This window comes from Psychromonas arctica, assembly GCF_036697365.1.
Classification (GTDB): domain Bacteria; phylum Pseudomonadota; class Gammaproteobacteria; order Enterobacterales; family Psychromonadaceae; genus Psychromonas; species Psychromonas arctica_A.
The window spans coordinates 144,653-160,122 of the sequence record NZ_JBAHZA010000007.1; the positions used below are offsets into that span (position 1 = coordinate 144,653).

Here is a 15,470-nt window from a genome sequence, read left to right on the forward strand (position 1 = left end):
TATAAATTACAGCCGCTTACTAGTTAGAAATTGGCTGGTTAGACTGGACATCCGCTGTGAAACTTGAAGTCTGTATCAGGCTCTCGAATCAATCTAGCTTCTAACTCTCCAAAGTAACCAATACGCTCAGAAATATCCTCACCAGCAATCTGTTCAGCTAACGTTAAATAATCTTGATAATGCCTTGCTTCTGAACGCAATAAAGAGACATAAAATTTATTTAAAATTGGGTCAAGATGCTCAGCTATTTTAGCAAAGCGCTCACAAGATCGCGCCTCAATATAAGCACTACAAATCAATTTATCAATTAATGTATTTGGTTCATGTGTGGTGACATGACTTAATAGCTCTTTTGCATAACGACTAGAGCCTACAAAATCGAAATTAATATCTCGAGCTTGCATGATCTCTACGACCTGATAAAAATGATGTAGCTCTTCTTTGATCAACAAAACCATTTTATCGATCAAGTCTTGTCCATAAAGAGTACCAGCTTTAGCAACGATGTTTTTAGACAGACTACTATTAGATAATGCCTTCCAATCCCCTTGTTTGCGATAAACATAATCATTGTAAGGCGTCAACCATGCCATTAAAGCATCGCCACTGTCTTTGTCTACAGCGTAACGACGAATTAATAACATGGCTGTCTGTGCCGCTTTTAGCTCGCAAATCATATGATCAACCAGTAAAGCTGATTGATTCTCCACGAGCTTAGCTTTATCTATCCAAGCTTGTGGTGTCTCTACGTACAAAAATGCTTTAATTGGGGCTAATAAGTCCTGTTCTATAGACATTTAGTAACGTTCAAACAGTTTTAATAAAGCATCACTATTATCCGGAGCAAAGTTTTCCTCTTGCTCTTTACCATATACGCTATCAGCTAATTTTTGCTTACGTGATTGTAAAGCTAATACGCGTTCTTCAACAGTTTGCTCACAAATCAGTTTATAAACAAATACCGGCTTATCTTGACCAATACGATAAGCTCGGTCAGTTGCTTGATTTTCAACGGCAGGATTCCACCACGGATCGTAGTGGATGACAGTATCTGCAGTCGTTAAGTTAAGCCCTACACCACCAGCCTTAAGAGATATTAAGAAAACAGGTACATCGCCCGCTTGGAATTTTTCAATCACTTCGCTTCGGTTACGCGTTTGCCCTGTTAGTTTTACAAAATCAATCCCAGCTTCCTGTAAGGCATCACCAATCAAGCCAAGCATTTGTGCAAATTGAGAGAAGATCAAAATGCGACGCCCTTCTTCCACCATTTCCGGTAACAGTTCCATTAAGAAGTCTAACTTCGCTGAACTTTTAATATCCTGTGCATGCTCTAATTTCACTAAGCGAGGGTCACAACAAGCTTGACGTAGTTTTAATAATGCATCTAAAAACTCTATACGGCTTCTCGCCATACCTTTCTCACGCAGTAAATCTCGTACTTTTGCTTCCATAGTGATACGAATACTTTCATACAGAGTACGTTGATCGTTTTGCAGACCAATAGTATGAATAATTTCAGTTTTAGCAGGCAACTCTTTTGCCACATCATCTTTAGTACGACGTAATAAAAATGGTTTAGTTTTTTGAATTAACCATTGTTGGATCTGATGGTTACCTTCGCCTTCAATACCTTTTCTATAAACACGATTAAAAGTACTGTATGAGCCAAGAAAACCAGGCATTAGGAAGTCAAACAGTGACCACAACTCACCTAAATGATTTTCCATTGGTGTACCAGTCAAACATATACGCTGTTTTGCATCGATTAACTTAATACTTTTAGTCATTTTTGCTAACGGGTTTTTAATGGTTTGTGCTTCATCTAAAATCAAATCTGAAAATGAGTAATCAGTAAACTCTTTAAAGTCACGCGCAATCAATGGATAGGTAGTGATCACTAAGTCATAATCATTAATCTCATTAAAGAATTGATGACGATTAACACCATGTAACACCAACACTTTTAGATCTGGCGTAAACTTAATCGCTTCATTTAACCAGTTACCCACTAAAGACGTTGGACAAATAACCATGGCAGGCTGTTCTAATAGTTGATGCTGTTTTTTATATAACAAGTAAGCCAATGTTTGTACTGTTTTACCTAAGCCCATGTCATCGGCTAAAACACCAGAAAAACCATACTCATTTAAGAACATTAGCCAATTTAGGCCTTCTTTTTGGTAATCACGAAGATCTGCTACTAACCCATCTGGCGCATCAACATCTTGGATTCCACTAAAATTAGCGAGTTTTTCCGCTAATGCCTGTACATGTTCGCCACCAATCCATCGATTAATTTCAGGTAATTGAGCTAATAAGGCAGCTTGGTTTTGCGGTAAATTAATTTTGCTTTCATTAACTTCACCCAACTCTTGCAGAATAGATAAAATAGGCTGAATTGACTCACGTTTAACACGTAATGGGCGCCCATTACCTTGTGCTAATAAAATATCGTAACTGTTTTGCTGCCAATCTTCATTGCTTCGTAACCATTCTAGTAATAATGGTAATAACTCAATGCGCTTGCCGTCGACTTCAATAGAGACACCTAAATCGAACCAGTTACCTTTTTCATCAATATCAATATCAATACTATCAACCTGCTGGCTTTGTAAGGCTAAGTCTTTAGCGATATCAAACTGCCAACCTAATACTTCTAAACGTGCTTTATGAGCAGTCAGTAATGATAGCCATTGAAACTCTTGAGTGCCGCCTAGTTCAGGTGGCAAAATACCTTGTAAGTCCTTACTTACTTTGTATTTAGGATCATACATATAAACATCAAGTAAACACAGGTCATTAAATTCGTTAAGCGCCGCAGTTTCCGCTTCAATGTCACGATTAATGCTAACTATTTGTCCTTTATGCATATATTGATTGCGTTGCTTGTCTTCCAAAATACTTGGAGTTAAAACTAACTCCCCATATTTAAAATATAAGCGTCCAAGAAATAAAGGCTGACTTTTAATTGTTTGCACATCCAACTTAAAAATAACTTGTAACGGCCCATCGATTTGCTGAATATCATAATGTTGTGGGTTAGGTAAAACATCCTGTGCAAAACCAAGCGACACTTCCTGTGTAAAGTGTGCTCTTTGTTCTTCGCCTAATGGAGGAGTTTGTAATAATGATAGCAACCAATCACGATTAAAATCTGTAGCTATTCTCCCCGCTTGATGGCGAGTTAAATCGTAGAAATAAGGGGTAGGGGTAGGGACTAACAACCATTCATCACATTCAGCAAGGTTGACCGTTAGTTGTTTTAACCCATCTTCAGTACTTTCCCAATCTAAATGTAAAGCACGGGTATCGGCAGGTGTAATTTTTTGGTCCAACGTTTCCCAAAAACAACGCCCCGTCGCTAATATTTTCTGTAAAGCTAATAAGTCTAACTCAGTTTTAATGTAAGTTTTCCCAAGCTTGGCCGGACGCCCTTCTTTGGTTAACAATAAACGTAGAATCTCAACATCGACATCCTCTACCCATTTAAAGCTTTCCATCCAACTTTCATTATCTGCAACAGAAACTAAATCTTTCTCACTAAATACGTGAGTATTTTCACTTTTTAAAAAGCGTACTGTACCGAACTCGACCTTGATATAACGGTGCTCATGGTTCAACACTTTTTTGTCAAAAGAAAAACGGAAGTGGCCTTGATAAGCAGATGCTCTTACTTTTTCTGGAACAGCAGCTTTTCCACTCAACATCTCATACCAAGCTTGGTAACTGTTTTCTACGTTATAATCTGGAGTATCAGCTTGGTAAGCTAATAATAGGGCAACAGCGTGCTTACAATTCCACCCAACTTTACAAGAGCAAGTACTGTGAATGATATAACCGCCTTTATTAGAAGGCTTAATAGATGCTTTGGTATTATAAGGAGTTTCGCTGCTCCCCCTAACTAGCCCTACCAAAGAGTTAGTGGATTCATCGAAGTCGCAAGCTAATACACGACTTTCTTTAAAATACTGGGTACCTCGGTCAATAATGTTACGACCAAAACTTGTTGAAATATCTTGCTGAGTCACTTTAGGCATCGGAAAAAACCATCTAAAAAACGGATCCTTAATGATAGAGAGATAGTCCACAGAAATAAAGCATTAATCACAAAATTCAAATATTCGCTAATAATCAAGTTCATTTATTTACTAAAAAAAACAATTATAGTAAGTTATTAAAAATATTTATTTATAATCAACATTAACTGATTTGATTATCATTTAGCAAATAGAGAAGAGCCTTTGACTAAAAAAAGTACGCTAAATTCACTTTACTCTTTTGTTCTTGCTTATATCTCGTTACAAGCTTGGATCTTTCCTATTACAACTCAAATAGACTTATATAATCTTTTCTTTCACACAATCGTATCCATCACCCTATTCTTTTTATTAGTTAATTTGAATAACGTAAAATATAACTTAGATGTTCATAAGTTCTTAGTTAGTGGATTCTTTTTTATATTTATCGCTACCTTCACTAATACTTTAAACGAAATTTTTATTCAACCTTGGCTATTAGCAGTATTCTTTAAAGATATCGTACAGCTATTTGGCTTTATGCTTGTTTCTTACGGTATTCACCGTTGGATCACGCAAAATAGCAACCACTCTATAAAATTAAAACAATTGTCAGAAAAAGATGAATTAACGGATGTCTATACTCGTCGTTATTTTAATGACTTACTGTCAGACAGATTACTTATGCAGCATACAAAAAAAGGCTCATTCTCTATTTTATTAATTAATATAGATAACTTTAAAAATATAAATGAGTTATATAGTCAAGTTGCAGGAGATGCGGTTCTCAAAAGACTCGCGAATAAGTTAAAAGACTGTATCCGTAAAACCGATATTGTAGCTCGCTGGGAAGGTGAAGAATTTATTATTTTGCTCAATAACAGTAATGACGAGATTGCCCAACAGGTCGCAGAAATGATTCGCAAAAGTACTGAATTGCTTTGTGTACAATATGAAGATGAAATCATCAATATCACGGTAAGCATAGGAGCCGTGACTTACCGTAATGAATTAAAAAGCAGCAAGCTAGTAGATTATGCAGAACAAGGTTTATTTCAAGCTAAAAATGCAGGCAAGAATAGAGTACATTTATACGAACCTTAAGCCTTGTTACCGTAGTAATTTATAAAACTGCGGTAACTTATTTTCATTAAAAAATAACAGCTATTTATAACCATTAGGGTTAGCAGATTGCCAACGCCATGTATCTTGCATCATTGCATCTAAATCGCGCTCTGCTTGCCAACCTAAATCTGATAACGCTTTTTCTGGCGCTGCATAACAAGCTGCTATATCACCTTCTCTTCTAGGAGATACTTGATATGGAATCGCTTTGCCACTCGCAGCTTCAAAGGCTTTAACCATATCTAACACTGAATAACCGTTTCCAGTCCCTAGATTGTAAATAAACACGCCTGTGTCACTTTGAATGCGTGTTAAGGCTTTTAAGTGCCCAATCGCTAAATCAACAACATGGATGTAATCTCGGACGCCAGTACCATCTTGAGTATCATAGTCATCGCCAAAAATTGCCAATTGGCTTAGCTTTCCTACGCCTACTTGTGATATGTAAGGTAATAAATTGTTTGGGATACCATTAGGATCTTCTCCAATCAGTCCTGATAAATGAGCACCAACCGGGTTAAAGTAGCGTAAAATAACGAAAGCCCAACGTGGATCTGATTTAGCTACATCCGCTAATATCATCTCTACCATTAACTTAGAGGTACCATAAGGATTTGTTGTGCCACCGACGGGAAAATCTTCACGTATTGGTAAACTTGCAGGATCGCCATAAACTGTGGCTGATGAACTAAAGACTAGCTTAAATACACCCGCTTCTTTCATTGCATCTAGTAAAGTTAACGTACCTTGAACATTATTTTGGTAATAAGAGACAGGTTTAGCAACTGACTTACCCACTGCTTTTAATCCAGCAAAGTGGATAACACACTCAATATCATGCTCAGCAAAAACGCTATCCAAAAAAGCTTTGTTTAAAATGTCACCTTCATAGAATAGAGGTGCTTTACCGGTAATTTTTTCAACTCGACTTAAAGATTCTAATGAAGCGTTAACTAAATTATCAACGATAATAACTTGCTGTCCTTCATTTAATAATTCAACAACGGTATGGGATCCAATATAACCTGCACCACCTGTTACTAAAATAGTCATCAACATTCCTAAAAATTAAGCTTAAAAACAAAAAAACCACTAATAATAGTGGTTTATCGAGTCACTTTTGGGCCGAATTATAGGCTTAAGTAAGGTAAAATTTTAGTTAAAGTAGAACTACCTATACCACTGATATTGGTTAAGTCAGCTAAATCAGTGAAGTCACCGTATTGCTCACGGTACTCAACGATTTTTTCAGCAATTGAAGTACCGATACCTGAAACAGATGTTAGCTCTTCTACTGAAGCACTGTTGATATCGATTTTTGAGCTATCGGCACTTGAACTAACAGTGCTTACTTTTTCTTCCGCACTTGTTTTTACAGAACTAACTTTATCTTCTGCACTAGTAGTTGCTGAGCTCACTTTTTCTTCTGCGCTGCTTGTTGCAGAATTTACTTTTTCTAAACTTGAAGTAGCAATGCTACCAAAGTCAGCAGCAAATGCAGCTTGGAAGCTTGTTGGTACTAAAAACAGTGAAGCAGCAAGTGCTAGAGTACGAGCAGATTTAATATTCATATTATTTTCCTTGTTATTATAATGTGTTTTGGCGAATACAATTCATGTCATTTTAATCAATAAACCATAAACTGCCAATAGTCTATATCGCTATATTTTTCATATACCTATATAGTACTAGTCCTTTGATATCATGGATTAGCAACTAATCCAGTTCAATACCATCTAACACCAATAACATTAGTTAATATGATGACTTGTACTATTCCAATAATTAATTTTTCGATAAGCTTAATTGATGAATTCAATGAACACTTAAACGAACCTATTTTATTTCGTACAACCTTATTCATATAGTTAATACTATCGGTACAACAATCAGACAGCTCTAATTAAATTAGTTCAGTTGATATGAATAGCAAGTAACACCACCAATATTATTAACAGTTCTATCAATATATTTTTTGCTACACACATAAAAAATTATAGGAAACGCTATGATATCTTTACATCGTTTTGAACATCTTCGTTTAGCGCAAGCATTCTCAGATTATTTAAATAGCCAAAAAATCAGTAATACTATCCAACATTCAGAATTCTCTTATGAAATATTGCTCGAGCAAGAGCAACAACTGCATATTGCAGAAAAAGCGTTAGCAGAATTCTTAGCGAACCCAACTCAAAGTAAATACCTTTCAGCAAGCTGGGAATCAGGCGACTTAAAAAGTGCACCAGATCAACTCTCTTATGCGAATGCTGATTTATTCAGTAACTTCAAACGCCAAGCAGGTATATTGACACATAGCCTGTTTGCTATTTGCTGCATTATTTATGCGCTAATTGCGTTCGGTGTATTTAACCCTTTGAATTCATTCTTAGCATTTTATCAACAGCAGCCTTTTGATTATCTTCAAAGCTGGCGCTTTATCACTCCGGCTTTATTACATTTTAGCTTACTTCATATCGTATTTAATTTGTTATGGTGGTGGCAATTAGGTGGCTTAGTAGAAAAACAACACGGTAAACAACGTCTAATAATATTATTCTTATTTTCAGCCGTAGCCTCCAACCTATCTCAATTCTTTTTAGTCGGTCCATATTTTGGAGGGTTAAGCGGTGTTGTATATGCGTTAGTGGGATATTGTTGGTTATTTGGGCAATTAGATAAAACAAGCAGAGTGCACCTTCCCAACGGCATGTTTGCTATTTTAATAGGTTGGTTAATACTAGGATTTATTGATATTTTACCTACCAATTTGGCCAACTATGCGCATTTAGTCGGTTTATTAGCAGGACTAATGTTAGCTTTTGTTTGCCATAGACTAAAACTATAGCAACAATTTACAGGTGATTACTGATCTAAGTATTTAGTAAAAAGTAGATCTTCTATTGGTCTATCACCTGTAATTTCAAAAATCGCATCGTTTGCTTCATTTAAGCAACGCAATCTAATTGCTTTACGCTCACTGACCGAGCGGATTTGTTGCTCATTTTGCTCACCTAATACGGTAATAATACGATCACGAATCAAAGGCTCATGTAATTCAACTTCCTGGAAAGCTTTATTGGATTTTACCATTAGGTCGATGCCAACTCTTATATAACCTAATCGTTTACCTGGCTTAATATAATTAGTAATGATGTCTGGGTCTAATGCAAAATACTGGTAGTCTGATGTTAATTGAGTCGCTTCTTCTTCAGCGACAACAAAGTTTAACGGAGACAATAATACCAAAGGTAAAACGCATAATAATACTTTCTTAAACATCCTTAATTCCTACAAAAATTTTAATAATACTTTTGACATATATGATAGCAGCCATAACCGATTAGTGTGGATAAAAAGTAATAATCATTAAAAATATCCTGAGATTTTATGCATGTTAATGAGAATAAATCATAATTTTTCACTAAGTTCAGTTAATAAACGAATCAGTATTGTTATAATCAGCCATTATCTATCATCTACGACAACAGTATTAAATTAAGTAGACTCAGTTTTGTAAGTATAAAATCATACTAACGAGTGTAATTAATGCTATTTAATGAAAGGCTTGTATGCTTAACCAACTGCTTAATATCGCTTCATCCGCTACTTGGCAAGAAGCTGAGTCTGTCGACAACTGCTCGCAGAAAGTGCTTTCATGGCTATTAGATGAAAGCTCATTAACTAAAAAACTGGAGCAACATTGCCAAAGTTTTAATGTAGAAGTGCGCCAACAAGTAACCACCAATTCAGAAGCAACACCACTTTCAGTACACTTTTCTGACGCTCAACAAATACTAGTAAGAGAAGTTTTTTTATATTGCGATCAAAGAGCTCACGTTTTTGCACAAACAGAAATACCTTCGCAGACTTTATCGGATAGCCAACAAGCATTAGCAAATATTGGTAGTGAATCCCTAGGCCGTTTTCTTTTTCAAAGCACATCTTTAAAGCGTGGCACAATAGAAATAGCAGAATTTAAATCTGGCTCTTTGATACATCAGCTATGTCACACATTAGACCAAAGCTGTGATCATTCACTTTGGGCAAGACGTTCTCTTTTTTATATAGAAAATAAACCATTACTCGTTAGCGAAGTTTTTCTTCCTGCATCGGAAATTTATCAATGATCTCATATCTAAACGCACCTAAACGCCAAGCTTTTATACAATTAATGCGAGCAGATAAGCCAATCGGTACATTATTATTACTTTGGCCTACATTATGGGCTCTTTGGGTTGCCGCTGAAGGGTTACCTAACTTAAGTACTCTCATTGTGTTTTGCCTAGGTGTCTTTATTATGCGAAGTGCAGGCTGCGTCATTAATGATTTTGCGGACCGTAAAGTAGATGGCTTTGTAGAGCGAACAAAGAATCGTCCTTTACCTTCTGGCCGCGCCACTAGCAAAGAAGCGATATACTTATTTATCTCCTTAGCCTTAGCAGCTTTCCTATTAGTATTGACGCAGAATGCGTTAACGATTCAATTATCATTTGTTGGCTTATTGTTAGCTTTTATCTACCCATTCATGAAGCGCTTTACTAATCTCCCTCAGTTTGTATTAGGTTTAGCTTTCAGTTGGTCAATTCCGATGGCCTATGCAGCACAAGCAAACCAGCTAGATAATATTGTTTGGTTACTGTTTATCGCAAACCTAACTTGGACCGTTGCTTATGACACTATGTATGGCATGGTAGATAAAGAAGATGATTTAAAAATAGGCATCAAGTCTACCGCTATTTTATTTGGTCGATTCGATAAAATTATTATTGCAGCTTTGCAATTGACCACTTTACTCATTTTATTAACGGTAGGTATATTAGAAAACTTAAATGGATTTTATTATGTTGCACTTATAGTGGTGTCAGGCTTATTTATACAACAACAAGTACAGATTAAAAATAGACAACGTGCTAACTGTTTTAAAGCATTTTTAGATAATAACTATGTTGGGATTGCCATTTTTGTAGGGTTATTTATAGCTTACCTTTAAGCTATAAATCCCTACACTTGTTAAGTGTTACTGAATGAAACCTCATTAATACAGTAACACTCAATAAAGCTTAACAACCGGGACCACACTCCATACATTCACTGGTCATAGCCGATCCCAATTTCAGTTTAGCGTTAAGATCTCGTAGAGCGGTGCGCACTCCTTCTTCTATCACCGGGTGATAAAAGGGCATTTCTAGCATTTGAGAAATGGTCATGCGATTTTGATGAGCCCAAGCGAGTAAATGAGCCAAATGCTCTGCTTGAGGACCAATTATTTCAGCCCCTAAAAAGCGCCCTGTTCCCTGTTCTCCGTAAAGATGTAATAAACCTTTATTTTTAAGCATGACGCGACTGCGACCTTGGTTTTCAAAAGAAACACTTCCCGTTTCAAAACAGTCACATCCACCCAATTTCTCTGTTACTTGTTGATAACTTAACCCGACCATGGCGAGTTGAGGGTCAGTAAACACAGCCGCAATAGCAGAGCGACGTAAACCAGTAACAATATTTGGATAAATAGCAGCATTTCTACCTGCTATTTTGCCTTGGTCAGCGGCTTCATGTAACAAAGGAACTTGGTTACTTGCATCACCAGCAATAAAAATAGAGGAGATAGAGGTCTGCATTGTATGAGGATCAGCAACGGGCACGCCTCGGTCATCAAAATCTATTGCTATTTGCTCTAAACCTAAGTTATCCACATTAGGGCGGCGTCCAGTGGCAGCAAGCACATACTCAACGTGTTTAATTTGTTCTTTTCCTTGCTTATCAATATAAGTAATTTCAACTAACTCTCCATTGAGTTGCATGTTATTAACTTTTGCATCGGCATCTAGATAAAATTCATCACTAAAGGTTTTTTCAGCATAATCCATAATCTCAGGATCAGTGAAGGGGCCTACTTTTCCTCCCATGCCAAACATCAATACTTCAACACCTAATCGATGTAATGATTGACCTAATTCCAGACCAATCACACCAGGTCCGAATACAGCAACTGAACTTGGTAAATCTTGCCAATCAAATACGTCATCATTCACAATTAACTTATCCCCAAGATCATCCCATGCATTGGGATAAGTTGGCCGAGATCCAGTAGCAATAACAACACGCTGCGCATTGACAGTCGTGTGATCATCAAGTTGCAATTGCGTTTCTGTTAAAAACTTAACGTTACCTATTAGTTTATCTTGAGGGTCTATTTCATCAATGGCGTCGACGACCAAACCTACAAATCGATCACGCTCATCGCGTACTCGTTGCATCACTTTTTTACCATCAATATTTATTTGCCCATCAATAACAATACCAAAGGGTTCAGTATGTGCTGCGCTATGAGCAACCTCTGCTGCAGCAATTAACAATTTACTTGGCATGCAACCGACACGAGCACAGGTAGTGCCATACGTTCCACCTTCAATGAGGACGACTGAATCAGTTGTTTGTTTCGCCGCTCGATAGGCCGATAAACCTGCAGATCCAGCACCAATAACGGCAACTTGAACATTAACTTGCTTCATATTGTTCTCCACTTTTGACTAAGGTAAATAATGATAATTTGAATAAATAGGGTAAAAAAAAGCGTATGTCTTAATAAGAAAAACATACGCTGATAATCAATAATAATCGAGGGACAGTTTAGCTATTTGCGTAAGCAACCGCTGCATCACTGTCACCTAGGTGCTTACCATCAACAAATATTTGTGGCACTGTTGTTTGGCCAGACATTGCTTTAAGTGCAACGCTAGTAGCGTCTTTGCCTAATACAATCTCTTCAAACTTGATCTTATTGTCTTTTAGAGCTGCTTTGGCTTTTTCGCAGAAAGGACAACCCGGTTTAGTTAATAGAGCAACTGCTGAAGGTGCTTTAGCAGTTGGATTAATGTAATTTAACATCGTATCTGCATCAGACACTTCAAACGGGTCACCAGGCTGATTTGGCTCAATGAACATTTTTTCAATCACGCCATCTTTTACTAACATACTGTAACGCCAGCTGCGCTTACCAAAACCGATGTCATTTTTATTCACTAACATACCCATGCCTTCAGTGAACTCACCACTACCATCAGGTACAACGGTAATATGCTCAGCTTCTTGATCTGCAAGCCATGCATTCATTACAAACGTATCATTAACGCTTAAACATACAACCTCATCAACACCGTTTTCTTTTAACACAGCAGCTAACTCATTGTAACGAGGAAGATGTGTTGAAGAACAAGTCGGTGTAAATGCACCTGGTAATGCAAACACCACTACCGTTTTATTTTTAAATAACTGGTCAGTAGTGATATTAACCCACTCATCACCCTGACGAGTTGGGAAAGTAACATTGGGTACGCGTTGACCTTCGATGTTATCTAACATGTGTGACTCCTAATAGTCTAAGTTTAGTATTAAAACTGCTAGCAAAAACCTATTTGCCGCAAACAAGTTGTAAATCCTTTCGAGGTCTATTCGACCCGCCTTACCTACTAACTACTAGCAACACTCGCTACCAGTTAGTATTGAAATCAATCAAACAGTGCTTTTAAGCTAGCAATTCCTTTATCTGCTAACTGCTGTTTCTGTTCTTCAGTGCGTTTTTTAGGGCCACTTTCCCATTCCACATCTTCCTGTGGTAATTCATTTAAAAAGCGGCTTGGTTCGGGTTTCACCGTTTCACCATATTGGCTTCGCTCTTTCGCTAAAGTAAAGGTTAATTCTTTTTGGGCTCGAGTAATACCGACATAGGCTAAACGACGCTCTTCTTCCACATTATCTTCATCAATGCTCACTTGATGTGGTAATAAGCCCTCTTCCATTCCAATCATATATACATAAGGAAACTCTAGACCTTTAGAAGCGTGTAGTGTCATTAACTGAACTTGATCTAACTCTTCTTCACTTTCGTTACGTGACAGCATATCACGTAAGGTTAAACGTGCGACGACTTGCTCTAGTGTCATCTCTTCATCGAGATCATCACCTTTTAGCATTTCAGTTACCCACTTAAATAACGTAGATACATTTTTCATTTGCATCTCTGCAGCTTTCGGACTTGGGCTACTTTCATATAACCAATCTTCATAGCCAATATCACGAATTAAATCACGTACAACTTCTATGTCGTCCTCTCGTTTTAAACGATCATTTAATTCAACTAGCCAACGTGTAAAAGCTTGTACAGATTGCAATCCTTTACCATTTAAGGTTTGCTCTAAACCTATTTCAAAACTTGCAGCAAACATGCTTATGTGACGTAAATTTGCATAATTACCAAGCTTTTCACGGCTCACTGCTCCTATTCCTCTCGGCGGTTTGTTTACCACTCGTATAAATGCGTTTTCATCATCATGATTTACCAACAGCTTCAAATACGCCATGATGTCTTTCACTTCGCTACGCGCGAAAAAGGACGTGCCGCCACTAATTTTGTATGGAATACGGTTTTCCATCATCACTTTCTCAAGTAACCGACTTTGATGATTACCACGGTATAACACAGCGTAGTCTTTGAAGTTAGCACCATTCATAAATTTATGGCCAGATAACTCCATCACTACACGTTCTGCTTCATGCTGTTCATTTTTAGCAAACAACACTTTAATGGATTCACCGTAAGCTAATTCACTGAATAAACGTTTATCAAATTCATGAGGATTATTCGCAATTAACACATTTGCCGCTTTTAAAACGCGTTGACTAGAACGATAGTTTTGCTCTAATTTAATCACTTTTAATTGTGGGAAATCGCGCTGTAACAAAACTAAATTTTCAGGCCTTGCACCACGCCATGAGTAAATCGACTGATCATCATCACCTACCACAGTAAAACGAGCTCGCTCGCCCACTAGGGATTTAATAAGCTCATATTGGCTAGTATTAGTATCTTGATATTCATCCACCAACAAGTAACGAATCTTCTTTTGCCAACGTAGACGTACTTCTTCTTTAAACTTTAATAATAAGGTAGGTAAAACAATCAAATCATCAAAATCTAATGCGTTATATGCTTTTAATTGACGTTGGTATAAATCATAACAATGCGCGAAAATAACATCTCGCTCACCTTTTGCTTGTTTGATTGCTTGCGCTGGTAAAATCAACGCATTTTTCCAGTTGGAAATCTGCGTTACCAAAGCCTTAATCAAATCCATATCTTCTTTTAGCTGTTTCTCTGTTAACTCTTTTAATAGTGCTAAGGTATCTTGATCATCAAATAGCGTAAATCCTGCTTTCATTCCAAGCGTTTTAACTTCTCGCTTAATGATCTCTAAGCCTAGAGAGTGAAAAGTTGATACCATTAATCCACGAGATTCTTTGCGTCCTAGCGTTTCGCTAACACGCTCTTTCATTTCTCGAGCTGCTTTATTAGTAAAAGTAACAGCAACAATATTTCTAGCTTGATAATCACAGTGTTGTACTAAATAAGCAATTTTATTAGTAATTACTCGCGTTTTACCACTTCCAGCACCAGCAAGTACAAGACAGGGCCCGGAAATCATTTTGACAGCGGCATCCTGACCAGGATTTAATTTCATGAGTTGTCCTACGTTAAAAAAGATCAGTTTGATTTTACGGATCTTTACATAGAAAGTCAGTACAGGAGAAAAACTATACTCCTTCAAACCTATATACATATATTTTTTTGACAAAGTGAATTAAAAATAGTCCATAATGTTTATAAAGTAGATTGCTACTTTAAGATTGCAAAAATATGTCATTTAACGATAATGAACATTCATTCACTTTTTAAATAAAATAATGCAAAAAAAAATTAAAATCCTAATCGCAGCAGAAACCGTATTAACTCAATATGGTTTTTATGCATTTTCAATGCAAAACCTAGCTGAACAGGCAGGTGTTTCTATTGGCACCATTTATCGTTACTTTGAAAGCAAAGAAACATTGTTAAATGAACTGCAAAAATTCATTAGTACTGAATCTGCAGAAGTTATTTTTAAAGATTGGAAAACGACACTTTCTAACAAAGAGAAATATGATTTGGTTTGGCAAAACGTTTTCAATTTTGTGATTGAAAATCCGAAGCGCTTAAGCTTATTAGAAATGTTGCATTATGTGCCTAATATTGACCAAACAGAGCTAACGTTATTTGAAAACAAAACATTTAAACTGATCATTGACTTCTACCAAGAAGGCATCGATTCAGAGCGTTTTGTGAATTGGCAATTATTCGCGTTAATTGCAGCAAGCCTGGAAACGGCAATTGCTTTAGCCAAACAAGTTACAAAAGGTAGAGTCGTACCAGAGCAGTCACAGCTAAACCAAGTCAGGGATGCTTCTTGGCATATTATTCAAAACCAACACCTTAACGAACAGGACTAACAT

At 36.8% G+C, this 15,470-nt stretch carries 13 protein-coding genes; 5 read left to right on the forward strand and 8 right to left on the reverse strand.

What is annotated here, in order from left to right:
- Positions 1–38: 38 nt before the first annotated feature.
- Entirely contained in the window at positions 39–797 is a 759-nt protein-coding gene (gene miaE, locus V5290_RS10140; RefSeq protein WP_333384933.1) for a tRNA isopentenyl-2-thiomethyl-A-37 hydroxylase MiaE, read from the reverse strand.
- Positions 798–4,040, reverse strand: a complete 3,243-nt coding sequence (locus V5290_RS10145; RefSeq protein ID WP_333384937.1) for a DEAD/DEAH box helicase — start codon at positions 4,038–4,040, stop codon at positions 798–800.
- Between the two features lie 204 nt (positions 4,041–4,244).
- Between V5290_RS10145 and V5290_RS10150 the strand changes: the two genes are divergently transcribed.
- Positions 4,245–5,123, forward strand: coding sequence for a GGDEF domain-containing protein (locus tag V5290_RS10150; RefSeq protein WP_333384940.1), 879 nt, complete (start codon positions 4,245–4,247; stop codon positions 5,121–5,123).
- Between the two features lie 60 nt (positions 5,124–5,183).
- On the opposite strand, the gene galE is transcribed toward V5290_RS10150, so the two are convergent.
- The gene (galE, locus tag V5290_RS10155) at positions 5,184–6,197 is read right to left on the reverse strand and encodes a UDP-glucose 4-epimerase GalE (protein WP_333384943.1); all 1,014 of its coding nucleotides are present in this window, start codon (positions 6,195–6,197) and stop codon (positions 5,184–5,186) included.
- A gap of 77 nt (positions 6,198–6,274) precedes the next feature.
- Positions 6,275–6,715, reverse strand: coding sequence for a helix-hairpin-helix domain-containing protein (locus V5290_RS10160; RefSeq protein ID WP_333384946.1), 441 nt, complete (start codon positions 6,713–6,715; stop codon positions 6,275–6,277).
- 437 nt (positions 6,716–7,152) lie between these two features.
- Here V5290_RS10160 and glpG point away from each other — a divergent pair, with 437 nt between their 5' ends.
- Complete coding sequence (glpG, locus tag V5290_RS10165; RefSeq protein ID WP_333384949.1) at positions 7,153–7,989, forward strand: rhomboid family intramembrane serine protease GlpG; 837 nt, start codon at positions 7,153–7,155, stop codon at positions 7,987–7,989.
- A gap of 17 nt (positions 7,990–8,006) precedes the next feature.
- Here the strand turns inward: glpG and V5290_RS10170 are convergent, their stop codons facing one another.
- Positions 8,007–8,423 carry a flagellar basal body-associated FliL family protein gene (locus V5290_RS10170; protein WP_333384952.1) on the reverse strand — a complete coding sequence of 139 codons (417 nt, stop codon included), beginning with the start codon at positions 8,421–8,423 and terminating at the stop codon, positions 8,007–8,009.
- 290 nt (positions 8,424–8,713) lie between these two features.
- On the opposite strand from V5290_RS10170, the gene V5290_RS10175 reads away from it, so the two are divergent.
- Positions 8,714–9,271 (forward strand): chorismate--pyruvate lyase family protein, encoded by a 558-nt coding sequence (locus tag V5290_RS10175; protein ID WP_333384955.1) that lies wholly within the window; start codon positions 8,714–8,716, stop codon positions 9,269–9,271.
- Positions 9,268–10,134 (forward strand): 4-hydroxybenzoate octaprenyltransferase, encoded by an 867-nt coding sequence (gene ubiA, locus V5290_RS10180; RefSeq protein WP_333384958.1) that lies wholly within the window; start codon positions 9,268–9,270, stop codon positions 10,132–10,134. The genes V5290_RS10175 and ubiA overlap by 4 nt, the downstream gene beginning before the upstream one ends.
- A 70-nt stretch (positions 10,135–10,204) precedes the next feature.
- Here ubiA and V5290_RS10185 read toward each other — a convergent pair whose 3' ends face one another.
- The 3 genes from V5290_RS10185 to rep all read right to left on the reverse strand — a co-directional run bounded on the left by V5290_RS10185 (position 10,205) and on the right by rep (position 14,662).
- The gene (locus V5290_RS10185; protein ID WP_333384960.1) at positions 10,205–11,656 is read right to left on the reverse strand and encodes a dihydrolipoyl dehydrogenase; all 1,452 of its coding nucleotides are present in this window, start codon (positions 11,654–11,656) and stop codon (positions 10,205–10,207) included.
- A 118-nt stretch (positions 11,657–11,774) separates the two neighbouring features.
- Positions 11,775–12,506 (reverse strand): glutathione peroxidase, encoded by a 732-nt coding sequence (locus V5290_RS10190; protein ID WP_333384963.1) that lies wholly within the window; start codon positions 12,504–12,506, stop codon positions 11,775–11,777.
- A gap of 146 nt (positions 12,507–12,652) precedes the next feature.
- On the reverse strand, positions 12,653–14,662 hold the full coding sequence (gene rep, locus V5290_RS10195) for a DNA helicase Rep (protein ID WP_333384966.1): 2,010 nt from the start codon (positions 14,660–14,662) through the stop codon (positions 12,653–12,655).
- 223 nt (positions 14,663–14,885) lie between these two features.
- Here rep and V5290_RS10200 point away from each other — a divergent pair, with 223 nt between their 5' ends.
- Complete coding sequence (locus V5290_RS10200; protein ID WP_333384969.1) at positions 14,886–15,467, forward strand: TetR/AcrR family transcriptional regulator; 582 nt, start codon at positions 14,886–14,888, stop codon at positions 15,465–15,467.
- The last annotated feature ends 3 nt before the right edge of the window (positions 15,468–15,470 follow it).